This window comes from Moraxella lacunata (assembly GCF_002027545.1).
Taxonomy (GTDB): domain Bacteria; phylum Pseudomonadota; class Gammaproteobacteria; order Pseudomonadales; family Moraxellaceae; genus Moraxella; species Moraxella lacunata.
In genome coordinates this window covers 16,645-42,942 of record NZ_MXAN01000004.1, presented here as the reverse complement: position 1 = coordinate 42,942, position 26,298 = coordinate 16,645, and the positions used below count along the sequence as shown (strand labels likewise).

The following is a 26,298-nucleotide window of genomic DNA, read 5'->3' as shown; positions in this document are numbered from 1 at the left end:
GCAACTTTTACTTGCAATGACCGCCATGACCACCAACACCCACCCACCAAATACGCCCACCACGCAGGGCGAACGCCTAAAACAGCTCCGCAAATCCTTAGGATTATCCGCCCAAACCCTAGCCGATAAGTTAAACGCCCACGGTGCGTCCGTCAGTCGTGGGGCGATTGCCAATTGGGAATGCGACAAAAATGGCATCACAAGTAGCAAGCTCCCCATTGTCGCCCAAGTGCTAGGCACGACCGAAAACTATCTTTTGACAGGCAACGTATCGGCAAATCCAACCGCCAATAACGCCAGTCAAGAGATTGATTTTCAAGAGATTGATTTACAAGACAATTTATCAAATTCACACAATCATTCTCACAAGGTAGCCCTCATGAAGCCTTTAAAAAAATCCGCCAAACTTGCCAACGTCTGCTATGACATTCGTGGTGAACTTTTGCAAACCGCCAACCGCATGGAAGCCGAAGGTCAGCGTATCATCAAGCTCAATATTGGCAATCCTGAACCCTTTGGGCTGTTGCCCCCTGATGAGATTGTGCAAGATGTGGCGATGAACTTGCATAATGCGTCTGGCTACTCCGATTCTAAGGGGATTTTTTCGGCTCGTAAGGCGATTTTGCAATATTATCAAGCCAAAGGACTGCTGTCGGCAACCGATGTCAATGATGTGTATATTGGTAATGGCGTGTCCGAGCTGATTGTCATGACTTTGCAAGCCTTGCTTGATGACGGCGATGAAGTACTGATTCCCATGCCTGACTATCCGCTTTGGACAGCGTCTGCCAACCTAGCTGGGGGCAGGGCGGTGCATTATGGCTGTGTGGAAGAAGACAACTGGCACCCTGATTTGGCGGACATTGAGAGCAAAATCACCGACAAAACCAAAGCCATTGTCATCATCAACCCCAACAACCCCACAGGGGCGTTATATAGCAAGGAAATCTTGCAAAAGATTGCCGATTTGGCGGTAAAACATGGCTTGGTTATCATGGCGGACGAGATTTATGACCGTATTTTGTACGATGATGCCGTGCATACGCCCATGTGTACGATTACCGATAAGACGCTGGTTTTGACGTTTAATGGCTTGTCAAAATCGCACCGCATTGCAGGTTATCGCTCGGGCTGGGTCATGCTGTCGGGCAAAAAAGACCACGCTGGCGACTTTATTGAAGGCTTGACCATGCTTGCCAGTATGCGACTGTGTGCCAACGTGCCTGCCCAATACGCCATACAGACGGCAATGGGCGGTTATCAGTCCATGCAAGCCCTGACCGCACCAACAGGGCGGCTGTACAAACAACGTGAAATGGCAGTCTCTCGCCTAAATGCCATTAAGGGCATTAGCTGTACCAAACCACAAGGGGCGTTTTATTGCTTTGCCAAGATTGATACAGATGTCTATCCCATTGAAAATGATATGAATTTTATGATGGATTTGCTTATCCAAGAAAAAGTGTTGATGGTGCAAGGCACGGGCTTTAATTGGGATAAGCCTGACCATTTTAGGGTGGTATTTTTGCCCAATTTGATAGATTTAGAAGATGCGATGGATAGGCTTGACAGATTTTTTGCCAATAAACGTAAGGAATTTGGCACGGAATAGAGTAGGGTGGTCATCTGGCGAATTAACCCCAATTTGCACCAATGCTAATTTTAAAAATACCCTTGTAGGGGCGTGCTTTCCACGCCCGTTGGTGTATTTTGAAGTTAAATGATTATATAGTAAATTCTATTCAAAACACAACAAAGGTTTTTCCGTTCGTGGTGAGCCATGCCTGCCCATAACGGAAAACCACTTCACCCTTCGACAAGCTCAGGGCGAACGGTTTTTGTATGGCTTTGATATGAATTAAGTATACAAAAAAGGGCGATTGATGTCGCCCTTTTTGATGTTTTTGTTTTTATTCAAGTTTTTAGCCAATAATCCCAAAAAACTGTAACAAAAACAAGCCTGCAAACCCTGCCAAAAAGGCAATGCCAAGCAAGGCATAGATGTTCATTTTTGGGGTGAGTAGGTTTTCAGATTTTGCCAAAGAATAGTTCAGATAAGCAAAAATCGGAGCGGAGACAAATGAGCTAATCATCGCAAATTTGAGCAGGCTTGCCATTTGCCCTGCAAACACGTTAATCAAGATAAATCCACCAATGACCATAGTAGTTGTCCAACGCATGACGTATTTTTCGGTAAGCTCGGTCGTGCCTGTTTTGACGAGCGACAGACTCTCGGCGTTGGTACGCCCATAGCCGTCTGCACTGGTGATAACCGTGCCAAACATACACAAAAAGGCGATGAATGCCACGAGAATTTTTGACCAGTTGCCAATGGTCTCTGTGTACATATGTACAAGCTGACCGATATAAGCACCGCCTTTGGTGGCAATCTCTTCGCCCGTGCCGTATTGCACAAACACGCCAAGCGTCAAGAAAAATAACGCCAAAATCGCCGATGTAAAATAACCCACATTAAAATCTACCACGCCTTGAAAATGGCTGGTGCGGTCGGTGCGGATTTTTTTGGATGTCCAGACGGATGTGATGACCGAGAATTCAAGCGGAGCAGGCATCCAGCCCATCAGAGCGATGATAAAGCCCAAAGACGCCAAATTCCAAGGCGACATCGGCACAAAATCAGAGGTGACTTCTTTGGGCGACATACCTGCGATAATAACCGCTGCAATGGTGGCAACCGTCAATGCTAGGATAATCCACTTTGAGATGTTATCCAAAACCTTATAATGCCCTGCAATGAGTAGCCCCCATGAGACCGTCATCACGATGATGGATAGAACAAGTGGATTTAGCTCAAAGGGCAAAATAAAGCCCAAAATGGTCGCACAGAGCAGGGCGACTGCCCCTGTGGTTATCACACCTGACACAACAGATAAGCCAAAAAATGCCCAAAGATAGGCTTTGGATTTTTTGGCATAACCTACCACAAGGCTGTCGCCTGTTTTGTAGGCGTATTCTGTACCAAAGCGGTAAAAGGGGTATTTAAAAAAGTTGGCAAGCACAATCATAATGGCAAGTTGCCAACCGTATAATGCCCCAGCTTGGGTGGACGATACAAGGTGCGAACCACCAATGGCGGCGGACGCCATAAGAATGCCTGGTCCGAAGGCCCTCCAAGTGAGTTTTTGTGTTTGTGTGTTGGTCTGTGGCGATGTGCTTTGTTCGGCTGTTGTCATGTTTATTCTCAAATAAAAAAACTATCAATCAACAAAGATATAAAATATAGATAAATAAGATAACATAGTTTATACAGAATAAAAAGTGAAGTATTTTTGAGATAGGTTGAATAAAATGGTGTTGTTTAGGCACTCTTCCCGATAGGTCAGGGGTGAAAAGTTTGCCCATCTACCATCAGTCAAAAACTTGCCCCATTTAGCGAGATATTTATAAAAATCAAATACTTGTATTTATAACACATGCATGACCTATCAAAATGTCTAGACAAATTTGCAAAACTTTTTTATAATCACAGTCCCACCCACACATTTTTAGGGACAATAATGAACATCGATTTTGACAACTTAGCCCGCCTTATCAAGCTGACCGAGACCGCCCAAATTCACTCGCTAGAAATCCAAGACGGCACACAAACCATCAAACTTACCAAATACCCATCTGATACGCCACCTGCTCCTGTTGGACACATCGCTCCTGTGCCAACAGCCGACACAGCCCCCACCAGAGCCACTCAAACACCCGACAATCCAAGTGCCAAACACACCATCACATCGCCCATGCTGGGGACATTTTATCGCAAATCCGCCCCCGATAGCCCAAATTTTGTGGAAGTGGGCGACACCATCAAGGCAGGCGACACCTTGTGTATTGTAGAAGCGATGAAAATCATGCACGAAGTCAAGGCGGACACCGATGGCGTGGTGGCTGAGATTTTGGTAGAAGAAGGCGACATGGTGGAATATGATGCACCATTGTTTGTCATCGATAACAAATAGACAACAAGGACAGTCCATGAACCCAACTCCCTTCAAAAAAATTCTCATCGCCAACCGTGGCGAGATTGCCCTAAGAATTATCCGTGCTTGCCGTGAGCTTGGCATTACATCGGTGCTTGTGCATTCTACTGCCGACAAGGACAGCTTGCCTGCCCGTCTTGCTGATGAGACGGTGTGTATTGGCAGTCATCTGCCCAAAGACAGCTATCTAAACCAGCGTGCCATCGTATCGGCAGCCGAGCTTTTGGGGGTGGACGCCATTCATCCTGGTTATGGGTTTTTGAGCGAAAATGCCGATTTTGCCGAATTTGTCAGCGAGCAGGGGTTTGTGTTTATTGGCCCTACCGCCCAAAATATCCGCATGATGGGCGATAAAGTCGCCGCCAAAAACACCATGATAGCCTCAGGCGTACCGTGCGTGCCAGGCTCTGATGGGGCGTTGCCTGATGATGACGAACAAATCATCAAAATCGCCCAAGATGTGGGACTACCTGTCATCATCAAAGCCGCTGGCGGTGGCGGTGGTCGTGGCATGAGAGTCGTTGAGAGTATGGACGAGCTATTGTCTGCGGTCGCCATGACCAAAAAAGAAGCAATGAGTGCCTTTGGTAATCCTGTGGTTTATATGGAGCGATACCTAAAAAACCCACGCCACATTGAAATTCAAGTCATCTCAGACACGCACGGCAACGCCATTCATCTGGGCGAGCGAGACTGCTCCATGCAACGCCGTCATCAGAAAGTCATCGAAGAAGCCCCTGCTCCCTTTATCAGCGATGACGAGCGTGCCAAAATCGGACAAGCGTGTGTCAAGGCGTGCCTTGATATGGGCTATCGTGGGGTGGGGACGTTTGAATTTTTGTATGAAAATGGGGAATTTTTCTTTATTGAGATGAACACCCGCATTCAGGTGGAACACCCTGTTACCGAGCTTGTAACAGGCGTAAACCTTATCGCCGAACAAATCCGAGTGGCAGAAGGCTACCCCTTACAATTCACCCAAGACGACATACAACTGACAGGACACGCCTTTGAATGCCGTATCAATGCCGAACATCCGTTCACACTTATGCCATCGGCAGGAACGGTAAGCTACTGTCATCTGCCCGCAGGCTATGGCACACGAGTGGACAGCCATCTTTATACAGGCTACAAAATCCCTGCCTATTATGACAGCTTGATTGGCAAGCTATGTATTCACGCACCCACAAGAGAGCTTGCCATTGCCAAGATGAAATCCGCCCTAACCGAGCTTGACATTCAAGGTGTGCAAACCAACAAAGCCCTACATCAAGCGATGTTTGATGATGACAGCTTTATCAAAGGTGGCGTGAGTATTCATTATCTAACCCATTGGCTTGACAATTATCAAAACAATCAGCCCAATCACAAAAATTAGACAATTTAGGCAACTTATGGATATAAACACCCAATGGATAAGCTCATCAGAAAGCACCTTTGTGCTATTTTTGGGTGGGCAAATCAGCCTTGACAAACAAAAACTATGCTGGGCATTGTCCCACCATCTGAACGCTTGCACCGATTTGCCTGTAAGTGAGACGGTGGTTGGCATGAACGCCTTGACGGTGTATTTGGATAAAGATGTACTTTATCAAAATCCAAGCAATCTTGCCATTTATCAAAAACTGCTAAACGAGATTACCGATGATTTTGTTGGCTCATCAGGCAGTTTTGATGGCATAGATGGCAAGCACGTGGACATTCCTGTCGTCTATGGCGGAGAATATGGGGCGGACTTGGCGGACAGTGCAAAAGTGCTGGGCATGAGCATTGATGAGCTTGTGGCACGCCATACCGCACCGCTTTATACCGTGTATTTTATTGGCTTTCAGGCAGGCTTTCCTTATCTTGGGGGGCTGCCTGATGAGCTACACCTGCCACGCCACGCCAAACCCCGCACCAAAGTCCCGCAAGGCTCGGTGGGTATTGGTGGGGCTCAGACGGGCATTTATCCTTTTGAATCGCCTGGGGGTTGGCAACTTTTGGGGCGGACGGATTTGCCACTTTTTGACAAAACAAACAACCCCCCAACGCTACTACAAGCAGGCGATACCTTGCGTTTTGTGGCAACGGACATTTTGGCATAAGGATAAATCATGTTAAAAATCAATACATTATCTGCCATTGCTAGCATCCAAGATATAGGACGCACAGGCTATTTAGGGCTTGGGATTGGACGATGTGGGGCGATGGATGCTTTGTCTTTACAGCTTGGCAATGCCTTGCTTGGCAATAAAAAAAGCCTGCCTGCCCTTGAAATCACACTTGGTGGATTGACCGCCACGTTTACCAAAGATACTACTTTTTGTCTGACAGGGGCGATTTTTGACGGTGTGCTTGATGGTAAGCGTGTCATTACAGGCTATCGTTATTTTGCCAAGCAGGGGCAGGTTTTGACCCTAAAACGCATGACAAATGGTATGCACGGCTATCTGTGCGTGCAAGGCGGATTTGATGTGGCACACGAGCTAGGCTCGGCAAGTACCGACGTCAAGACACACCTTGGCGGACTTGGTCGCTATGTGATGGCAGGCGATGAATTACCTTATCGTGCAGGGTGTGAGATGACTTCGATGGGCGTGGCGAATTTGTACCAATTTGACAAATTGACCGACATTCATGTCATCAAAAGTAGCGAATATGACAAGATTATCCAAGGGCGTGATGAATTTAGCGAACAAATATACACATTATCACCCAATAGCAATCGCATGGGCTATCGGTTAGATGGCACGCCATTAATCTTTGGCAAAATTGAGATGAATTCGCACGGTGTGGACTTTGGTATGATACAAGTACCACCCGATGGCAAGCCCATTGTTCTGATGGCGGACGCTCAGACCACAGGTGGTTATCCCAAGATTGGAGCGGTCATTGGGGCAGATTTGGGCAGATTGGCTCAGGTGCGGTTTGGCAATCAAATTCGCTTTGTGTATGTGAATGCAGACACCGCCCTACAAAAGATGGCAACGTATCACGCCCATCTACACCAAGTGGCAAGCATGGCAAAACGATTTTATTAGCTAGGAGAGAATATGACAACGATTGATTTAAATGCAGACGTGGCAGAAGGATTTGAATTTGATGAAGCACTCATGCACATCATCAGCTCGGCAAACATCTGTGCAGGATTACACGCAGGTGGGGCGGTGTGCATGGCACAAACGCTTGCCTTTACCCGTGATAATGGCGTAAGCATTGGCATACACCCAAGCTATGACGACCGTGCCAATTTTGGGCGTACCAATCACACCCTACCTGCTGATAACGTGCGTTCTTTGTTGTTTTATCAACTGGGGGCAACTGTGGCGGTTTGTCAAAATATGAGGCTTACCCCAAGCTATGTCAAGCCACATGGGGCATTGTACAACCAAGCCAGCACCGACCCTACTCTTGCCAAGACCATAGCCCAAGCGGTGTATGATTTTGACCCAAGCCTTGCCCTTATGGGCTTGTCTGGCAGTCAGCTTATCCATGCAGGTAAACAGGTAGGCTTAAAGGTCATCTGTGAAGCCTTTGCCGATAGGCGTTATAATGCTGATGGCACGCTGGTTTCACGTACCTTGCCCAACGCTTTGATAGAAGACGACCATGAAGCCATCAATCAAGTGGTGCGTATGGTGCAAGACGGGCAAGTGGTGGCGGTGGACGGCTCAGTCATCAATTTGCAAGTGGATAGCATTTGTTTGCATGGCGATGGCAAGCACGCCCTGGACTTTGCCCAAAAAATCAAACAAACTTTGCTCGAAAAAGACATTGGTATTGCACCTAAATACAACCCAAAACCCAACATTTAATGTGTTTTGCAAGGGCGAATAAATTACTCTTGCTAGGGCGTGTTGAACTTTGGTATTTGCAATGAAAAATGAGAAAAATCGCACGTTTTTCAAGGAAAAAACAAAGGCTGTAGTCTTCTATCAGACAAGTTTTTGACGAAGAAAAATAAGATTTAGCCATTTTTCATGCAAAAATTGATTAAAATTGTCAAATTTTCATCTTATTTTTATAAAAATGTTATCAATGTTCAACACGCCCTATACATTTATCCAAAACATCACTCCATTCTCAATTTTATATGGGTAATTGATTTATCAAGGGCGAATGTGATTCGCCCCTACAACTCAAAAACAATTGCCTAATAATCAATAATTTGTAATTTTAAGTTGAGATTGAAATAAAACATCGTTAATTGGTAATAAGGACATTTATGAAAAACTCTACCAAAAATTCCGCCATCTTAGGAGCGGCGTTCTTGATGGCAACATCAGCTGTTGGCCCGGGCTTTTTGACCCAAACCGCCACTTTCACCGAAAAACTAGGAGCAAGCTTTGGCTTTGTGATTTTGGTGTCCATCTTGATGGATATTGGCGTACAGCTCAACGTCTGGCGAGTGATTGCCGTCTCAAAAATGAAAGCCCAAGAGATTGCCAACCTTGTCATGCCCGGTATGGGCTATGTCTTGGCAGGGCTTATCATTATGGGCGGACTTGCCTTTAATATTGGCAACATCGGCGGAGCAGGTCTTGGCGTACAGTCCATTTTTGGCATTGACCCCATCATTGGGGCACTTGTGTCAGGCGTGATTGCCGTTGGGATTTTTTTGAGCAAAGAAGCTGGCTCATTGGTGGACAAATTTACCCAATTTATGGGCTTTGTGCTGATTGCCCTTATCATCTATGTGGTATTCAACACCAATCCGCCCTTTGGCGAAGCGGTTGCCCGCACCGTCGTTCCCGAAAAAATTGATGCGATGGCGATTGTTACCTTAGTTGGCGGTACGGTTGGGGGCTATATTACCTTTTCGGGGGCTCACAGGTTGCTTGATGCTGGCATTACTGGCAAAGAAAATCTGTCTGTCGTTTCAAAAAGCTCCATTCAGGGCATTTTGGCGGCGTCCGTCATTCGGGTATTCTTATTTTTGGCGTGTCTTGGCGTGGTTACATCAGGTGTTGCCATGATGAAGGACAACCCTGCTCTTACGCCCTTTACGCACGGGCTTGGCGATACAGGGCGGATTATTTTTGGTATGGTGATTTGGGCAGCATCCATCACATCGGTAATTGGCTGTGCTTATACATCGGTATCATTTTTGACCAATTTTCACGCAGGCATCGCCAAAAACAGCCGTTATTTTATCATCGGTTTTATCGCCATCTCAACGCTCATCTTTGCAACGATTGGCAGACCTGCCCAAGTGCTTGTGCTTGTGGGTACGCTAAACGGGCTTGTACTGCCGATTGCCCTTGTGGTTATTTTGCTTGCTGCCTATCGCAAAAACATCATTGGCGATTATAAGCACCCTGTATGGATGGCAGGCTTTGGCTGGATTGTGGCGGTGGCAATGTCCATTCTTAGCGTGATGACAATTTATAAATATTTGGCAGGATAAATCATGAATTTTGAGACAATACAACGCCTTATCGCACTTGCCGAAACAAGCGAACTTGGGCAAATTGAAGTTATAGATGGCACAGAGCGTATCAAGGTGGTCAATACCACCAAAACTTCAATGCCCACACCCCCCAAAACCGCCATAAGCCCAGCCCCACTTGTGGACGATGATGACAATGTCGATGAATCAGCCGTCATCAGGGCGACAGCCGTGGGCAAGTTCTGCCTTGATGGGATTGCCCTAACCACAGGCGACACCATCAAAGCTGGCGACACGGTGGGGGGCGTGCTTGCCCTTGGCGTACTCACACCCATCAAAGCCGATAAATCGGGGGTATTTTACGAATATCTTGTCAAAGATGGCGATAAGGTGGAATGGGGGCAGGCGATATTACGTTTGGTATGAATTTATTTGGCAACATTGATTGATTGAAATGTTATATAAAAAGGCAATGAATGTTCATCGCCTTTTTTATATAAGAGTTGATTTGTGAAAGTTTGAATTTAAAAAGAAATAACCTTGAAAAGGGCAAATATCAAAACCCAGCTTTGACAAACATCAGTGCCACGCTTGATATTATCATGAAAAACAAGGTCAGGCTAAACGCTTGGTAAGCCAAAGGCAGTCCTTGTTTGACTTGGTAAAATTTGGGCGTTTTTATGCGAATGTTTTTTATGCTGCTCTTATGATAAAATACCACATCATTACCCGTGATGTCTTGTTTGATGTGTTGTAGTGACTGGCGAATACTTTGATAGAGCATTTCTAATTGTTGGCAAATGACAATAACGACTTGCAATAAATGGCAAATTAGTTGTATGATATGATTTCTTATGGGGCGTAAAGATTTCTTGTCCTGTGAATGTGCCATGTGCTGAGCGGCGTCATAATTAACCATGTCATAAGATGTGTTCATCGCTAATCTCACTATAAAATACAAAAAGGGCGTCAGTTTGGATGCTGTGGGCAAAACTGACGAGTTATCTTGAAAGTATACAAAAATCGGCTAAAATTTTATTTGAATACTGTTACAACAATCAAGATGATGATATAATACCACAAAATTTTTAAAAGACAAGCAATTTTATGAGCAAAAATGACCAAGACTCAAAAACCATGCCAGACCCCACGCCAAATAACAGTGTCAAGGACAAAGGGGTAAGCGAAAACTCTCATGGCGGTAAGCGAAAAGGGGCGGGGCGAAAGCCATCCGCCATCAAGACGGTCGTCAAGCGGGTGCCGAGTATTTTAGTGCCGATGATTGATAAGATGACCGAGAACATGATGCAGACACTGGCAAATTCAGCAGTCATCAAAAGCCCCAATGTGCCACTTGATGCCATGATACCTGCCAATGATGACACGGATATGTCAGTGCTGATGAGCCTTGCCAAGGTGCCAGCAGGGTTGCCTGCTTATAATGATGGGCAAAGCGAAGAGATTAATCTTAATGACTATCTGGTCGGGCGTCAGAGTGATACGTTTGTGGTGCGATGCGGGGGTTATTCAATGTTGGATGCTGGCATTGATAAGATGATTTACTCATCATTGACCGCTCGGTAGAACCAAAGCATTTTGACATTGTGATGGCGGATTTGGGCAGTGAATTTACCATTAAACGCTTGCACAAGTTTAAAGATGGGCGACTGGAGCTACATTCAGAAAACGAAGCTGACCCACATCCTAATTTTAGTTTCAAAGATGGCGACCATATGATGGTTGTGGGCGTGGTCATGCACGTGATTAAGAGTTTGCGGTAAACACGCCTGCTTGTTTCTATATTTATATTAAAACTTGTACATATCAAAAATGTGCGAGTTTTAATATAGAAAAAGCGTAAGAGTTGGTAAAAATAACAGCATGGAAATTTGGGCGAATCTATGCTATAATTAGCTACTTCGCATAATCAATATTATGTTAAATAGTAAACGCCAAACTTGTCGTAATCATTATACAAGTTTGGCGTGAGCGTTGCTATTGTAACATAATATGCGTTATGCAAAAAGCAACGCACTTTTTGCACCGTCCGCCCTGCTAATTAAATATGGGTTCGGATTTGAACTTATCAGTAAAAATGTACTCATCTGTACTTGTTATGCCCCCTTGCACGGCTTGGGGGCTTGTTATCGGTCATGGTATGCCCCCTAAAGCAAACTAAAATGTGAAAATGTTACATGCATGCAAATAACATTGAGTGCATAATAACACATGTATGCAAGTTTATCAAGCACAAATAACAAATAACATGTAAAATTGCATGCAAGTTTTTATAGAGAGAATCCAAATGGTAATGAGCGTCAGAATGACAGAGACCGAGCAAGAACTAATACGCAAAAAAGCGGTAGAGATTAACCAAAAACTAATAAAAGACGGGCACCAGCCGTTAAGAGATAGCCAGCTTGTACATGCTATACTAGAACAATGCTTGCCCTATGTCGAAATAGGTAGCAAAGGTCAAGTAATTGTTGCAAAATAAAGGGTAAAAAATGATAAACATCCTACTAAAAATCTTTTTCTTGTACATTCCAGCAGGCTTAATGTGGATTGCAATTATCGCAGGAATTTTGGGTTATGAGTTATAACCCAAAATGTTACACAATTCTAACTAATTGTAAATAACCCTGCCAAAAATTCAAAAAAACTCTCAAATTTGAGAGCTAGGCACACCATTAGATAAGGTGTGCCTAGGTCGCCCTGTTACAAACTTTTCCAAAAAATCGCCTTTTCGTTTGTCGCTCCATCCGTCGCTTCGCACTCAAAGGGCGATTTTAGAAAATGAGTACAGTAAGAAGTTACCCACAATAACCGCCTACCCTGCCTGTGTTTGAATTTTCCATAATAATTCATCACAATCCATCACTCCCAAATCTTATCAGGATTCATGATGTTTTTGGGGTCGATGGCAGATTTGATGGCTTTCATGACTGCCAAAGCACCGCCATGCTCTTTTGCCATATATTTACGTTTGCCTTGTCCCACGCCATGCTCACCTGTGCAGGTGCCATCCATATCAATGGCACGCTCAGCAAGACGGGATAGGATTTCTTTGGCGTGTGCCACTTCACGCTCATCATCCATGTTCACCAATAACAGCACATGAAAATTACCATCGCCCACATGACCCACCACAGGCCCTAACATGCCACGTGTCTCTATGTCCTTGACCGTCTCGGTCACGCACTCAGCAAGGCGTGAAATCGGCACGCACGCATCGGTAGATAGTCCGCTGGCGGTCGGACGTAAGGCACGACTGGCATGATAAGCGTTATGGCGTGCTGTCCATAGCTGTTTACGCTTACTCTCATCTGCATCCCACGCAAAATCCTGACCATCAAAGTCGGCAATGATGTCCCCAAACAGCTGTGCCTGTTCTGCCACGCCTGCATTGGTTCCATGAAACTCCACCAGTAACGTGGCGGTCTCTTTGAGCGACAGCCCAGAATAAGCATTGCACGCCTTGATTTGTGTGGCGTCCAGCAGTTCGATACGAGCAATCGGCAAGCACATCTGTATCGTCGCCATCACCGCCTGACACGCTCTATCCACATCGGGAAAATGACAAATGCCACTGCCGATACACTCAGGTAAGCCAAACAGCTTCACCGTAATCTCAGTCACTATCCCAAGCGTGCCTTCGGAGCCGATGATGAGCCGCGTCAAATCATAGCCTGCCGATGATTTTTTGGCACGACTGGCGGTGCGGATAATCTTGCCATCAGGCATGACTACTTCAAGCGACAGCACCACATCTTTCATTGTGCCATAACGCACGGCATTGGTGCCACTGGCACGAGTCGCCACCATGCCACCAAGCGTGGCATTCGCCCCAGGGTCGATGGGGAAAAACAGCCCCGTGTCTTTTAGGTATTGATTAAGAGCTTCTCGGGTCACGCCTGCCTGCACAGTGGCGGTCAAATCTTCGCTATTAACCTGCAAAATCGCATCCATCTGACTCATGTCAATGCACAGCCCGCCATGCGGAGCATTTAACTGCCCTTCTAGTGACGAACCTATCCCAAAGGCGATGATGGGCATGCCGTGAGCATGGCAAATTTTGACTGCATCGGCAACGTCTTCTTTGGATGTGGCGGTCAGCACCGCATCGGCAGGTTCGTTATCTAGCCATGTCATGGTGTGGGCATGCTGCTCTCTGATGGTTAGGTTGGTGCTAAGAGCGGTGCCAAAACGGGTTTGTAATTCGCTGATGGCGGTGGCAAATCTGGCGGTCATGGGATGTCCTTGTGGATATGGAATGAATGGTAAATACAGGGCGTAAAATAAAATTATCCTTGATTTGACAGGGTTTTGCAAGTGCATTTATCAAAAAGTATAGGTTTGAATAGACCTTACTGTTTGTTGTAAAAATTTAAAACATTTGTTTCTTTTTGTAGAGATAATTGAGTAAATATCATGAATTTTTAAGATAAAATTGTCAATTTTTAAAATTTTAATAACAAATATTTATCATTTTAACAAAAAATAATCAGTTTTTATTTTTAAAGTAACCCTAATTGACAAATTTTGTAAAAATTTATACAATATCATAAAAATAATTACTATTATTTGATAATAGTAATATTAGTGAACAACATTTTTATTTAATGGTGAAATTTTATGAAAATGACAACCAAATCTACACTAACCCTATCCTTAGCGATACTGATGACTGCCTGTGCGTCCAACAAAGGCGATGTCGCACTGACTGCCATCGAACCGATAAAGCCGCCCAGTACCAACACCCCTATCCATGAAGATGTCCCCACGCCACCTAGAACCGCAGAAGAGCTTGATGCACTTATGGAGCCATCACTGGGCTTTCATATGGCAACCGTCAGACGTAACTTGCACGCAGACAGCACAGAAGAACATGTACCCCTGTCTACTGACATGATTAAGCCCATTAATGACAGGCTTAGCAGAGTGGTTGACAAACACAAAAAAGACTTGAACAACCTAAACGGTGCGTCCAGTCTTTATTCGGATAATTACGAAGACTCACACAGTCCCGTGCCAACATCCGCAGGTGCGTGGTATGGCAGTCGTGACCGAGACTACATGAAATTTGTCAAATCAGGCTGGGTGGCTGATTTGCAGCCCAGACCGAACTTTGCCACCAACACCATCCAATCAAGGCACTAATCCCGCCACCGCCCTACCCACCCAGACCATCACCTATAAAGGTACTTGGAATTTTATGACGGATGCCAAAAAAGGACGTGGCTCTGATGAGTTTCACAGCGAATACAAGAAAAATGCAGGGGCGGATTATAGTGCGTTTTCTTTTCATGAATCCACCAAGGATGATGCCAAATGGCGTGATGAAGGCAGAACAGGCGATGTAAGTCACACCAGCGTCTTTACCGTGGACTTTGCCAATAAAACCCTAACAGGCGAACTCTCTCGCCACAAAAGCAAGTCTGAGAAAGTCAAACGCTATGACATCAAAGCTGACATCAAAGACAATCGCTTTCGGGGCAGTGCCACAGCAAGCAATCCTAACGACCCATTTTTTAAATCCAACTCTAAAAGCTTAGAAGGCGGTTTTTTTGGGGCAAATGCCGAAGAGCTTGCGGGCAAATTCTTGGCTGATGACAATTCTCTGTTTGCTGTGTTTGGGGCAAGACAGCATAAAGATGGAAATCGGGCAGAATTTGGCGTTAATTTTGACAACAAAACACTCAAAGGCACGCTATACGCTGGGGGCAGTGTCGCCCCTAGTATCATCATTGACAACGGGGTCATCAGTGGCAATGGCTTTACCGCCGATTTTAGAACTGGCGAGAAAGGTCTAAGCCTAGATAAAAGCTCAATAAGTGGTGCCGTGGCTCATCTGTCAGGCAAGGTTGATGGTGGTTTTTATGGTAAAAATGCCACAGAGCTTGGCGGGTCGTTTTATAGTGAACGTACCAGTAAAAAAGACGGGGTTGCTGGCGTTTTTGGTGCCAAACAGCAGGTTAAAAAGTAACCGTTAGCATTTTTAAAATAGACTTCTTTCCAAACCCCGATTTTTGTGGATTTTTAAAAACCTCAANNTTTTTAGTTTGGAAAGAGATTTAATATATGATGAAATCTTGGCATGTCAGGCATTGGTGTGCCAAGATTTGGTTTTGATTTATTTGAAAATTATTAGGAAATATCATGTTATCATCTTATGTTATCTCACGTCCGACCACGCTACATTTGGCGGTGCTGTCTGTCTTTTTGGGAATGGGCAACATGGCTTATGCCAATACCACAGAAAACCCAAGCACGCCCCACCCTGATGATGAGCCACACGTCATCTTAGAGTCAGAGACCATTAAAATCGTACGCAAATTAGGACGTAAAAGCACCGAAGTAACAGGACTGGGCAAAATCGTCAAATCCACAGATGACATCAACAAAGAACAAATCATGGGCATTCGCGACTTAACACGCTATGACCCTGGTATTGCCGTGGTTGAGCAAGGACGTGGGGCGAGTAGTGGCTACTCCATCCGTGGCGTGGATAAGAACCGTGTGGGTTTGCAAGTTGATGGGATTGTACAAGTGCAATCCTACATCAACGACCTAAGTAATAAAGCCAATGGCGGTGCCATCAATGAGATAGAATATGAAAACGTCCGCTCCATCGAGCTCTCCAAAGGCTCAGCGTCATCTGAGTTCGGCTCTGGGGCATTGGGCGGGGCGGTGAGTTTTCGCACCAAAGACGTGGGCGACATCATCAAAGATGGCAAAGATTGGGGCGTCTCTACCAAGAGTGCATACAGCAGTAAAAACAACCAATTTGCCAATACCGTTGGACTGGCAGGACGTGCTGGCGGTTTTGAGGCAGTACACGCACCGCACAGGCGAAGAAACCAAGGTACACAAGGACGTGGCAGACCTGCCCCAAAGCCTTACCCGTGTGGGGGCTTTTACCGATTTGTACGAACTGCGGGGGTCGCCGTGGAACAACACGGGTGATACCGAGATTGTGAATAATCACAACTGGTTTATCCTGCAAAATGAATGCCCGACACGAGACTGCACCCCAAAAATGCTTGCCAAACACACGCTGGACAATCCCCATACCATGCGTACCGACCCGCCCTACACGCCTGCCGAACAAGAATCCTACGACAAGATGAAGCACATCACCGAAACCGTGAGTGCCAGCGACTACACAGGGGCGAATCGTATCATGGCAAACCCCATGGATTATGAATCCAAATCCTACCTTGCCAAAGTCGGCTATCGTTTTGATGATACGCATTATGTTGGCGGCGTATTTGAGAACACCAAGCAAGAGTACGACATCCAAGACATGGGCCAAGAAGCCTACATCACGCCTGCGTTTCTTAAAAAATAAAAAATACATGAGTGGCACGCCTGCCATCCGTGGGGTGTATTATGGTGACAATCTACTATCAGGCTTGGTCGTGCCGATAGCCCCACATAACCTAAGTCTGGGCTATACCCGTGGTTTTTATTTTGATGAACATCACGATAAAAACCGCCATGGCATCAACTATCACTACACACCAAAGGCTCATGCGTGGATTGATGATTTGCGTCTTAGCTATGACCGTCAGAGCATTAAACTTGACACGCTAAGACGAGAGACCAGTTGTGCTGTTTATCCGACATTTGATGAAAATTGCCGAGCAGACATCACCAAGCCACTGTCAAGCTATCTGTCTGAGCGTAACACCTATAAAGAACAGCATGACGTGTTACAACTGTCCGCCCAAAAGAGCTTTAAATTTGCCAATACCGAGCATAGGGTTAATGTCTTGATGGGCATGGATAAGTTTGATTCTGCTCTAAGACGTGGCGATTGGTACTCCGAACAAGCCCAAACTAAGGTGACTAATCTGGGCGGTAAGGGCAAACAGGATGACCCTTATGTTTATCAGTTTGAGCCCACAACCATCCACACCGAGCATTTTTGCAAAGATGGCTTTAGCACCCAAGACTGTACCGACCGCAACATCACAGGATACAACCATTTCTTTGCCATACGAGACCACATCCAACTGGGCGACAAAGTGGACTTGGGGCTGGGCGTGCGTTATGACAGACACAAATTTGACTCCGATGATGATTTTACCGCCACCGGCAAATACAGCAACTGGTCGTGGAACACGGGTCTAACCTTTCATGCCACAGACAACATCGCCCTATCCTATCGTCGCTCCAATGGATTTAGAGTGCCAGCATTTTATGAGTTGTATGGCACTCGTGGGGCTTATGACGGCAGTAACGCTGTCAGTGTGGCAAGACAATACATCTCACAGCTTGACCCCGAAACATCATCCAACCAAGAATTTGGCATTGGTCTGACGGGCAATTTTGGATATCTTGAAGTAAGTCATTTTGATAACAAATATCGCAATCTCATCACTGTCGGCGAGAAAATCGGCAATGGCAGTGAACGCAATGACGGCTATCATAACCTACAAGACATCAGACTCTCAGGCATTAACGTGCTTGGCAAAATCGACTGGTATGGCGTTTGGGACAAACTGCCCGATGGTCTGTACACCACGTTGGCTTATAACAAAATCACTCCCAAAGAGCTAAGCATCAAAGAAGGCTACACCAAAGTGCGTACACCCATACTGGACACGCTCCAACCTGCTCGCTATGTGGCAGGGCTTGGCTATGATTCCCCTGATGATAAATGGGGCGTCAATCTCATGGCAACTTACTCAAAAGCCAAAAATGCGGATGAATTACAAGGGGTAAGTACCTTTGGCATTGACCGAGCCATCGTGGCAACCCAAGGGGCGACAAAACGTTGGTACACCTATGATTTATCAGGTTATTATCATGTCAATGACAGCATGACTTTGCGAGCAGGCGTGTACAATCTGTTTAATCGCAAATACAGTACTTGGGAGTCTGTCCGCCAGTCTTCTATTAATGCTGTCAATCCAACCACAGGCAACACTGCCCGTTATGCCGCCCCAGGGCGTAACTTTAACGTGGCATTAGAATTTAAATTCTAATTTTTAAATTCTAGCTTGTAGATATACTTAATTTTTGTTAAAGTGTGCGATTAGTCGCACACTTGTTGTTTTAGATATTAACAGACCTTTATATGCCCTACTCTCAACTTCGTATGAGCGATTGATTTAAAGGATGAATTGCAATTCGCCCCTACAACTTGGAAATAACTATTTGATAATCAATAAGTTATAATATTAAGTTGAGAGTAAAGTTTTATATAAACCTTGGTAGGTTTTATGGATTTTATGCAAAAATTTCATCTCCCATCATGTTTAGCACTCTTGCCTTTTATTGGCTTTTTTGGCGTGGGCTTTGGCGTGAACATCGCCCACGCTGACGCTCTGACCAAACAAGATGACAGACGTATCCAAGACAGTCATTTACAAAGACAGGTAGAACAGCAGAATCTGCCCCTGTCCTTGCCACCCATAGATGTCCCCATCATCGAGTCGTCTGATGACAACACTGTCTCGCTAAGTACCGATGAGCTAAAAGAACATCCCCAGCTCATCGTGCGAGCCTTGATGGGCAGTCTCATCCAAAACCAAGCGGACAACGTGGCATTTTTATTGCCCTATTATCAAGACTTGCCCAAGCATCAGCATGAGCCAATGATAGAGCATTGGGCAACAGGACTGGTCGCTGAACAAGCAGGCAAAAACAGCCAAGCCATCCATGCGTATGAACAAGCCCTAGCCCATAATGAGCATGCCAGCCTGATTCGTCTGCGACTTGCCATGGTGCTGTTTTATGACAAACGCTTTGTTAATGCTGAGCAAAACTTTCATAAGCTTTTAGGTGAGCCTGACATGCCCGATGAGTTAGCCACACTCATTAACGCACATCTGCAAGCCATCCACGCCCAAGAGAAAATCTCCATCCAAGGCGGGGGTAACTTTTTGGATGATAAAAACATCAACAACGCCCCTGTCAGTCGTGATTTGGGTGGGGGCTGGGTAGCACCCGAGCCAGAGTCCGCCCAAGGCATTAGCCTTTATCTCAATGCTCACAAAAAATGGCTAAGACCCGATGGCTTTTATCATGAAGTCCGACTGGATAATAACGGCAAATATTATTGGGACAATAAACCCTACAACGAACTCGCCAGTCGCTTATCCTTAGGCATGGGACATGCCAACGCCCATCATGACATCACGCTTTTGCCATTTAGTGAACATACGTTTTATGCAGGTGGAAGTAAAGACTCTGATGACTTAAAGCATTTTTCACAAAATAAGGGGCTGGCAGTCGAGTGGCAATATCGGTTTAACCCCCAATGGCAGAGCAGTATTTATGGCGAAGTTGCCAAACAGACCTACCACACACGCCCCCATCTAAACGGTATCGCTCGCAGTCTAAGTGCCAGTGCCATCTACTCGCCAAATGCCAAGCGGTATTGGCTGGTTGGTGTGGACGCTCATCGCACAGACGCTCGTGATGCCGATGATTCGTTCATCAGACGGGGTGTGCGGGCAGGCGTAGGACAGGAGTTTGACAATGGTTTTGGTGCTCGTCTTAATGTCGGCATGGCACATAAAGACTACCGTGGGGCAGGTTTTTTTGGTGAGATTCAGCACAACAAAGAATACACGCTTAGCACGTCTGTGTGGAACAACCATTGGCAAATGTTTGGTATCATGCCACGCTTGACATGGAGTTATCAAAAAGTGGACAGCAATCTACCCTTATACAAATACGATAAAAATCGTGTGTTTATCGAAGCAACAAAACGGTTTTAAGATTTTTTAAAGTGCATTTGAGATATTTTAAAAATAAGTCTAACTTTAAAACCAAAGTCATCCACACCAAAAAAATCCCTACCAAAACGGCAGGGATTTTTATCATGATTTAGCTCTTAAAATGAATTGCAAATGAGCATTGTGGCTTTTACTGCTTTCTCGCCCCATACGCCCCTTTGACTGCACCATCATCACTGGCAAAGACACCGCTAAGCTCGCTGGCGTTTTTGCCATAAAAAGCTCCTTCGGTGCGGATGTTGATTTTATCGTTTTGCTGAGTGCCCGAGAAGGTGTTGCCTTTGATGGTTGCTGATAGTTTTATCAATTCATTTGGCAAATCCACGCCTGCTACTGTGCCTGTCAAAGTTTTTTGGTCAAAATTAACAGAGAACTTAGAACCCGCACCGACCTTGATGTTATTATCATGCACATAAAGTGATGAACCATCATAGCTGACCACCCCCTTGGGAAATCATCAACGCCAGTCTTAGCCCCTTGATGGAACAGGTATGTGGTGTTTGTTTCTTTGTCAAAGACATAGCCGTATTTGGCATTGCCTAGATGAGTACCACTAACCATCAAGGCGTGGTTTTCATCACTGGTATTTTGCACAAGGCCTTCGCTCACCCCTGTGCTAGGTGCTAGGTTGTAAAGCTTGCCATCTATAACCAACGTATTAATGTCGGTAAAGGTTAGCTGACTTAGTACAGGCTTGCCATCTTTGAAAGTGTAGCCTTGGGAGATGTTAGTGTCATCAACAGTATTGCTTGGGTTGCTTGGTGTGTCATCACCTGATTTTTTATCATCGTTATTGGTTGGCGGTATGACAGGCTTGGGTGTGACTGATGGTGTGGTGTGGTTAGCGTGGTTACTGTGACCACCGCCACTACTACATGCACTGATGGTTAGGGTAGAAAGTAAAGCAAGTGTTAATAATGTCGTTTTTTCATAAATTACCGTTAAGATTATGAGTGCAAAACACATAAAGCCAAGAAAATAATCAAGACCTAAATGTTGGCATAATAAATGATTCTTATAAATTATAAAAATAATGCACTCTTGTTAAAAATACCCCACCCGATTAGACGGGGTGGCATTATAACACATCTGTTCTTATAATTAAAAAAATTAATACCAATATTTTAAAAAAACAATGATTTTAAATTCATGTTTCTTTAAACTCATGTTTTTGGAACCTGCCTACCTGCCACCCAAAACCCTTGCAAGCGGTTTTGTCCGATAAGATAGGACAAATCGGCAGGTCGGTCAATCTGCCACAACGCCACATCAGCATCCATACCTACCGCAATTTGCCCTTTGGTGTCTTGTAGTCCCAAGGCTTGGGATGCGTGAATGGTTGTCCCTGCCAGAGCTTCTTCAGGCGTTAAGCCAAACAGCGTACACGCCATGTTCATGGCAAGCAGTAGGCTTGTTGATGGCGATGTGCCAGGGTTACAGTCGGTAGATACTGCCATCTTTACGCCATGTTGTCGCATGGTATCAATGGGGGGTAGTTTGGTTTCTTTTAGTACATAAAAGGCAGTCGGCAACAGCACGCCCACCGTGCCATGTTTTGCCATCTTGACAATGCTGTCGGTGGACAGGTATTCGATGTGGTCGGCTGACAAGCCGTCAAACTCTGCCACAAGTCCCGCTCCGCCCATGTCGCTCATCTGCTCGGCGTGAAGTTTGACAGGCAATCCTAGCGATTTGGCAACTTCAAAGAGCCTGCTTACTTGATGGGTGTCAAAGGCGATGGACTCACAAAACGCATCCACCGCATCCACCAAATGCTCGCTATGCAACACTTTTAGCCACTTGCACGCCTGCTTGACATATTCGTCTGCTTTCCCTTGATATTCTGGCGGTAGAGCATGTAGGGCAAGGTAGGTTTTTTTGACGGTAACACCAAAGTCATCGCCCAATTTTTTGGCAACTTTGAGCATTTTGCGTTCGTTATCCAAATCAAGCCCATAGCCCGACTTAATCTCAATCGTCCCCACGCCTTGACTTACAAGGCTTTTAAAACGTGGCAAACTAAGCTCATACAATTCATCAAAATCCGCTTGTCTTGTGGCTTTCACGGTGGACAAAATCCCACCGCCCTGCTTGGCGATGTCTTTATAATCCACGCCATTTAGACGCATCTCAAATTCATTACTGCGATTACCGCCATAGACCACATGGGTGTGGCAGTCCATCAAAGCAGGGGTTAGCCAGTCTTGTTTGGCATCAATTATCTTGTTAGCAGTTGCCGTGCCAAGCTCGCCCATTGTGCCGACAAAGGCAATTTTGCCATCTTTGATGCCAACTGCACCGCCATGTATCGCCCCATAGGGGGTATCTTTGGTGTAGCCAAATGTGTCGCTCATGGTGGCGATGTTGGCGTTGGTAATTAGGGTGTCAAATTGCATGGTTTTTTCCTTAGATATTAGATTAGCTTTAATCTCAACTTAAAATTACAAATGATTGATTATTGGGCAATTATTTTTTGCTTGTAAGGGCTACTTATTCGCCCTTGATAAATCAATTACCTATACAAAGTTGAGAATAGAGTAGATTAATAGTTATCGACAAGTTTTAAGTTTAATTTAATCCCAATCACACACCACCAAGCAATGCCCGCTCCACACACACCGCAAGCAGGCGTGCCACGGTTTTTGCTCCACGGCTGTCAATGTCGTAAGTTGGGTTAAATTCGGCAAAATCCAAGACCTTGACTTTGCCTGTTTGAATGAGCTTTTCAAGCAAAAATTCCACCAAATCAAGCTCAGTCCCCTTGGCATTTACCGCACTGACCGCAGGCATGACCCCTGCTGGCAGACAGTCCAAATCCACCGTAACATACAGCACATCAACGCCCCTAACAAAGCCATCAAGCCTTGCCCAAATCTCATCATAAGACAAGCGATGGCAGTCATCATCACTAACAACACCGACGCCCAAGGCATAAGCCTTGTCAAATAGACTTGCTGTATTACCAAAACGGCTAATGCCCACACAAAAATAATAAAACTCATCGCCCATCGTATCAGCAATCTGCAAAAAAGGCGTACCTGACGTGGCGTACTCGTCCGTTCGCAAATCAAAATGAGCATCAAAATTGATAATGCCAATCTTGGGTAAGTCCTTACTATTTGATTTTAGATACTCATACAACCCCAAAAAACTGCCATAAGCAATTTCATGCCCACCGCCAAGCCCCACCGCTAGGGCGTTGTTTTGTAGGGCGTGAGTGATGTGCGTGGCATAATTTTTTTGGGCGGATTCCAGACTGTCCTTGATGATGGTATCATTGTCATGACACACCACATCACCACAGTCGCCCACCAAGTCGGACAAATTGGCGTATTTGTCCTGCACGCCTGCCGTGATGGGCAGTTTGGCAAAAAACTCTCTGATGATGGGTGGAGCGGACTTTGCCCCCACTCTGCCTAAGTTTCGCCTTACCCCTTGATGGCAAGCAAAGCCCACCAAGGCAATAGGCTGTCGGTCAAAGGCTTGCACGGCATTATGCCAGTACACTGCCCTATTACTCTCAAAAGGGTCGGTGCGTCCTGTATAATGAGCAGGGTCAAAAGGGATATGGGTGGTGTGGATGTCGGTCATGGCTTTTAATTGGCTTAAAATGGATTGATAAATCAGCTTGGATAAGAAAAAGGGTTAAGGGTTTTGATGGGCAAATGGGCAAAATCCGCCACGTTGCGAGTAACCAAAATCAGTCCGTGCTCTTTGGCAGTGGCTGCTATCCAAGCATCATTCTCTGGCGATTTATTAGGAACGTGAAACGTAGCACACAGCTCGGCGGTGCGTTCTGTGATGGGCAGAATTCGCCCTTGATACAAATCAAGCACTGCCTTTTGATACCAGTCTCTAAGGCTTGCCCCCTGCCTGATATCTTTTCGCTCCATGGCAAGTACGCCACGTTGCAACTCCATCGATACCACAACATTGATGTACAAATCTTTTTGCAAAACACTGGCATACCATTCATCAAAACCCGTGTTGGCAACGCCCCGATAAACTTTTCGTGTCTCGCTGATGGCGTTGGTGTCAAGTAGATACATCATTACTCTCCAAAGTCCACAAGGGAGCGTTGGGCGGTGCTTCTTACTGGTAGTTCAAAGTCAAGCTCTGCCAAGTCATCGCTTAGTTCAAGCGACAACAGCACCTCTTTAGCGGTCTTAAACTCACTTAGCTCTTGTGTTTTTTGATAATCGGCAAAGGTCATCAGTACATAACTTGGCTCGCCCCGCTTAGTGATGATGACAGGGGCGACATCAGCTTGACGTTGGGCAAAGCTGGTGCGTTGATTAAACTCTCGGCTGGTCATTTGCATGACATTCTCCCAGTCAGTATAAATATCAGCATAAATGTAGATATATTACTACATTTATCTTAATTTGCCAATATTGCTCGATTAGTCTGCCAAAACCACAAAATATGGGGCAAATAAATCACCCCATAATAATACAACCATCACACATTGCTAAACCAGTTTTGGCGTAGCTCGTCCCAACCGTCAAGCAATTCGCCCGACAAGACAAGCTGTTTGGCACTTTCAATATCAGGGGCAAAGTAGCGGTCTTTGTCATAATGAGCAATGCTCGCACGCACTTTGGCATGAACGTCGGTTAGCACCTTATCGCTCTTATAACCCAAGTCCTCGCTGTGAATGTCCACGCCTTGGGCGGCAGTCAGCAGTTCAATGCCAACCACGGCAGCGGTATTGTGTGCCATCTCAAACAATCTTCGCCCTGCATAGGTCGCCATTGAGACGTGGTCTTCTTGATTGGCAGACGTTGGAATGCTGTCCACCGATGCAGGGTGGGCGTGCGATTTGTTTTCGCTAACCAAAGCGGCGGCGGTAACATGAGCAATCATAAAGCCAGAATTCACGCCTGCATTACGCACCAAAAACGCAGGCAATCCTGACAAACTACTGTCAATAAGCAGAGCAATACGGCGTTCGCTCATTGAGCCAATCTCACTGATGGCAAGTGCCAAGGTATCGGCAACAAAGGCGACAGGCTCGGCATGAAAATTACCGCCCGAGATAGCAACAGGCTCATCGTCGCCAAAGATAAGCGGATTGTCGGTTACGGCATTGGCTTCGATGAGCAGTGTCTTACCTGCTTGATTGATAAGGTCAAGGCACGCTCCCATCACTTGGGGCTGACAGCGTAGGCAGTAGGGGTCTTGTACACGCAAATCCGCCTCGCCACGGTTTTTGCCCCTAAATCCGCTGTGTTCAAGCAATGCCTTATAGGTCTTGCCAAGCTCAATCTGCCCATGATGTCCACGCACCTCGTGAATGCGTGGGTCAAAGGGCGAATCATTGCCACGAGCCGCCTCCACCGACAACGCTCCTGTTACGGTCGCACTTGCCAGTAGGTCGCACGCCATAAAATAGCCACGAATGGCAAGGGCGGTGGACGTTTGGGTGCCGTTGATAAGTGCCAAACCCTCTTTGGCAGCAAGCGTGATGGGCGACAGTCCTGCCTTGGCAAGGGCATCTTTGGCGGACACACGCTCACCATGAACCAACACATCGCCCTCGCCCAAAATCGCAAGTGTCATGTGCGACAACGGGGCAAGGTCGCCTGATGCTCCCACCGAACCTTTGGCGGGAATGATGGGTGTAATGTCGTGATTGATAAGATTGATAAGTGCGTCTACCACTTCACGGCGAACACCCGACACCCCTTGCGATAGGCTTGACACTTTCATGGCAATGATAAGGCGAACCACATCTGCAGGCAACGCATCGCCTGTACCAACCGAATGGCTTAGGATAAGATTTCTTTGCAAAAGTTCAAGCTCATCGTCAGGGATACGAGTCTTGGCAAGCAGTCCAAAGCCTGTATTGATGCCATAAGCAGGTTTATCACGGGCGATAATCGCTTGCACGGCTTGGTGCGACTTTTCGATGGCATCATAAGCCGATGGGTCAAGGCTGATGGTAACGGGGCTGTTGTAAATGGCACGCAACTGCCCAAAGGTGAGATGGCGTGGGCTTAAGGTAATGGTGGGTTTCATAGGCTATCCTTATTTAAATGCAATGAATGAACAAAAGATAAATTTGTCTATACAAATATAACAAGAAATTCCATCAAGTGCAAGCCCCAAAACAAAAAATTATCCCACAAAGTGTCTGCATTTATCGCTAGTCAAAAAATTTAAATTATGATATAAATACTTA

The 26,298-nt window shown here is 45.7% G+C and carries 27 protein-coding genes; 17 read left to right on the top strand and 10 right to left on the bottom strand.

Annotated elements, in window-relative coordinates:
- Nucleotides 1–16 precede the first annotated feature (16 nt).
- Nucleotides 17–1,612 carry an aminotransferase class I/II-fold pyridoxal phosphate-dependent enzyme gene (locus B5J94_RS00550; RefSeq protein ID WP_373280028.1) on the top strand — a complete coding sequence of 532 codons (1,596 nt, stop codon included), beginning with the start codon at nt 17–19 and terminating at the stop codon, nt 1,610–1,612.
- Between the two features lie 310 nt (nt 1,613–1,922).
- Here B5J94_RS00550 and B5J94_RS00545 read toward each other — a convergent pair whose 3' ends face one another.
- Complete coding sequence (locus B5J94_RS00545; RefSeq protein WP_062499748.1) at nt 1,923–3,194, bottom strand: NRAMP family divalent metal transporter; 1,272 nt, start codon at nt 3,192–3,194, stop codon at nt 1,923–1,925.
- A 324-nt stretch (nt 3,195–3,518) separates the two neighbouring features.
- Here B5J94_RS00545 and accB point away from each other — a divergent pair, with 324 nt between their 5' ends.
- The 7 genes from accB (at nt 3,519) to B5J94_RS00510 (ending at nt 9,789) form a co-directional block, all read left to right on the top strand.
- Nucleotides 3,519–3,971 (top strand): acetyl-CoA carboxylase biotin carboxyl carrier protein, encoded by a 453-nt coding sequence (gene accB / locus B5J94_RS00540; protein WP_062499750.1) that lies wholly within the window; start codon nt 3,519–3,521, stop codon nt 3,969–3,971.
- Between the two features lie 16 nt (nt 3,972–3,987).
- Nucleotides 3,988–5,370: an acetyl-CoA carboxylase biotin carboxylase subunit gene (accC, locus tag B5J94_RS00535; RefSeq protein WP_079363862.1), complete on the top strand. Its 1,383-nt coding sequence runs from the start codon at nt 3,988–3,990 to the stop codon at nt 5,368–5,370.
- Nucleotides 5,371–5,386: 16 nt separating this feature from the next.
- Nucleotides 5,387–6,079, top strand: a complete 693-nt coding sequence (gene pxpB / locus B5J94_RS00530) for a 5-oxoprolinase subunit PxpB (RefSeq protein ID WP_079363861.1) — start codon at nt 5,387–5,389, stop codon at nt 6,077–6,079.
- 9 nt (nt 6,080–6,088) lie between these two features.
- On the top strand, nt 6,089–7,015 hold the full coding sequence (locus tag B5J94_RS00525; RefSeq protein ID WP_062499754.1) for a 5-oxoprolinase subunit C family protein: 927 nt from the start codon (nt 6,089–6,091) through the stop codon (nt 7,013–7,015).
- Nucleotides 7,016–7,027: 12 nt separating this feature from the next.
- Nucleotides 7,028–7,789: a 5-oxoprolinase subunit PxpA gene (pxpA, locus tag B5J94_RS00520; protein WP_062499756.1), complete on the top strand. Its 762-nt coding sequence runs from the start codon at nt 7,028–7,030 to the stop codon at nt 7,787–7,789.
- 410 nt (nt 7,790–8,199) lie between these two features.
- Nucleotides 8,200–9,381 (top strand): NRAMP family divalent metal transporter, encoded by a 1,182-nt coding sequence (locus B5J94_RS00515; RefSeq protein ID WP_062500337.1) that lies wholly within the window; start codon nt 8,200–8,202, stop codon nt 9,379–9,381.
- A gap of 3 nt (nt 9,382–9,384) precedes the next feature.
- The gene (locus B5J94_RS00510) at nt 9,385–9,789 is read left to right on the top strand and encodes an acetyl-CoA carboxylase biotin carboxyl carrier protein (protein WP_062500339.1); all 405 of its coding nucleotides are present in this window, start codon (nt 9,385–9,387) and stop codon (nt 9,787–9,789) included.
- A gap of 130 nt (nt 9,790–9,919) precedes the next feature.
- On the opposite strand, the gene B5J94_RS00505 is transcribed toward B5J94_RS00510, so the two are convergent.
- A complete protein-coding gene (locus B5J94_RS00505; protein ID WP_062500340.1) occupies nt 9,920–10,300 on the bottom strand; it encodes a hypothetical protein in 381 nt (126 codons plus the stop codon).
- 170 nt (nt 10,301–10,470) lie between these two features.
- Between B5J94_RS00505 and B5J94_RS14415 the strand changes: the two genes are divergently transcribed.
- The 3 genes from B5J94_RS14415 to B5J94_RS00495 all read left to right on the top strand — a co-directional run bounded on the left by B5J94_RS14415 (nt 10,471) and on the right by B5J94_RS00495 (nt 11,860).
- Nucleotides 10,471–10,947: a LexA family protein gene (locus B5J94_RS14415; protein WP_062500342.1), complete on the top strand. Its 477-nt coding sequence runs from the start codon at nt 10,471–10,473 to the stop codon at nt 10,945–10,947.
- A gap of 23 nt (nt 10,948–10,970) precedes the next feature.
- Nucleotides 10,971–11,144, top strand: a complete 174-nt coding sequence (locus B5J94_RS14410; protein ID WP_255216933.1) for a S24 family peptidase — start codon at nt 10,971–10,973, stop codon at nt 11,142–11,144.
- 542 nt (nt 11,145–11,686) lie between these two features.
- The gene (locus B5J94_RS00495; protein WP_228144480.1) at nt 11,687–11,860 is read left to right on the top strand and encodes a hypothetical protein; all 174 of its coding nucleotides are present in this window, start codon (nt 11,687–11,689) and stop codon (nt 11,858–11,860) included.
- Between the two features lie 380 nt (nt 11,861–12,240).
- On the opposite strand, the gene B5J94_RS00490 is transcribed toward B5J94_RS00495, so the two are convergent.
- Nucleotides 12,241–13,614: an FAD-binding oxidoreductase gene (locus B5J94_RS00490; protein WP_062500344.1), complete on the bottom strand. Its 1,374-nt coding sequence runs from the start codon at nt 13,612–13,614 to the stop codon at nt 12,241–12,243.
- 384 nt (nt 13,615–13,998) lie between these two features.
- Here B5J94_RS00490 and B5J94_RS00485 point away from each other — a divergent pair, with 384 nt between their 5' ends.
- The 6 genes from B5J94_RS00485 (at nt 13,999) to B5J94_RS00465 (ending at nt 20,096) form a co-directional block, all read left to right on the top strand.
- Nucleotides 13,999–14,523 (top strand): transferrin-binding N-lobe domain-containing protein, encoded by a 525-nt coding sequence (locus B5J94_RS00485; protein ID WP_062500346.1) that lies wholly within the window; start codon nt 13,999–14,001, stop codon nt 14,521–14,523.
- Nucleotides 14,492–15,349, top strand: coding sequence for a transferrin-binding protein-like solute binding protein (locus tag B5J94_RS00480; protein WP_158081024.1), 858 nt, complete (start codon nt 14,492–14,494; stop codon nt 15,347–15,349). The genes B5J94_RS00485 and B5J94_RS00480 overlap by 32 nt, the downstream gene beginning before the upstream one ends.
- Before the next feature lie 173 nt (nt 15,350–15,522).
- Nucleotides 15,523–16,329: a TonB-dependent receptor plug domain-containing protein gene (locus tag B5J94_RS14600; protein ID WP_062498717.1), complete on the top strand. Its 807-nt coding sequence runs from the start codon at nt 15,523–15,525 to the stop codon at nt 16,327–16,329.
- Nucleotides 16,241–16,714 (top strand): hypothetical protein, encoded by a 474-nt coding sequence (locus B5J94_RS14595; protein WP_228144485.1) that lies wholly within the window; start codon nt 16,241–16,243, stop codon nt 16,712–16,714. The genes B5J94_RS14600 and B5J94_RS14595 overlap by 89 nt, the downstream gene beginning before the upstream one ends.
- A 7-nt stretch (nt 16,715–16,721) precedes the next feature.
- Entirely contained in the window at nt 16,722–18,356 is a 1,635-nt protein-coding gene (locus tag B5J94_RS00470; RefSeq protein WP_062498719.1) for a lactoferrin/transferrin family TonB-dependent receptor, read from the top strand.
- Between the two features lie 246 nt (nt 18,357–18,602).
- The gene (locus tag B5J94_RS00465) at nt 18,603–20,096 is read left to right on the top strand and encodes a surface lipoprotein assembly modifier (RefSeq protein ID WP_158081023.1); all 1,494 of its coding nucleotides are present in this window, start codon (nt 18,603–18,605) and stop codon (nt 20,094–20,096) included.
- A 148-nt stretch (nt 20,097–20,244) separates the two neighbouring features.
- Here the strand turns inward: B5J94_RS00465 and B5J94_RS00460 are convergent, their stop codons facing one another.
- The 7 genes from B5J94_RS00460 to hutH form a co-directional block, all read right to left on the bottom strand.
- Nucleotides 20,245–20,526, bottom strand: a complete 282-nt coding sequence (locus B5J94_RS00460) for a transferrin-binding protein-like solute binding protein (protein WP_158081022.1) — start codon at nt 20,524–20,526, stop codon at nt 20,245–20,247.
- Nucleotides 20,457–21,080, bottom strand: a complete 624-nt coding sequence (locus tag B5J94_RS13780; RefSeq protein WP_062498722.1) for a hypothetical protein — start codon at nt 21,078–21,080, stop codon at nt 20,457–20,459. Before B5J94_RS13780 ends, B5J94_RS00460 begins: the two co-directional genes overlap by 70 nt.
- A gap of 197 nt (nt 21,081–21,277) precedes the next feature.
- Nucleotides 21,278–22,510 carry an imidazolonepropionase gene (gene hutI, locus B5J94_RS00455; RefSeq protein WP_062498723.1) on the bottom strand — a complete coding sequence of 411 codons (1,233 nt, stop codon included), beginning with the start codon at nt 22,508–22,510 and terminating at the stop codon, nt 21,278–21,280.
- Nucleotides 22,511–22,697: 187 nt separating this feature from the next.
- Nucleotides 22,698–23,705: a formimidoylglutamase gene (gene hutG, locus B5J94_RS00450; protein WP_062498724.1), complete on the bottom strand. Its 1,008-nt coding sequence runs from the start codon at nt 23,703–23,705 to the stop codon at nt 22,698–22,700.
- A 32-nt stretch (nt 23,706–23,737) separates the two neighbouring features.
- Nucleotides 23,738–24,166: a type II toxin-antitoxin system VapC family toxin gene (locus tag B5J94_RS00445; protein ID WP_228144479.1), complete on the bottom strand. Its 429-nt coding sequence runs from the start codon at nt 24,164–24,166 to the stop codon at nt 23,738–23,740.
- Nucleotides 24,166–24,435, bottom strand: coding sequence for a type II toxin-antitoxin system prevent-host-death family antitoxin (locus B5J94_RS00440; protein WP_062498725.1), 270 nt, complete (start codon nt 24,433–24,435; stop codon nt 24,166–24,168). Before B5J94_RS00440 ends, B5J94_RS00445 begins: the two co-directional genes overlap by 1 nt.
- 140 nt (nt 24,436–24,575) lie before the next feature.
- Nucleotides 24,576–26,135: a histidine ammonia-lyase gene (hutH, locus tag B5J94_RS00435; RefSeq protein ID WP_062498726.1), complete on the bottom strand. Its 1,560-nt coding sequence runs from the start codon at nt 26,133–26,135 to the stop codon at nt 24,576–24,578.
- Nucleotides 26,136–26,298: the final 163 nt, after the last annotated feature.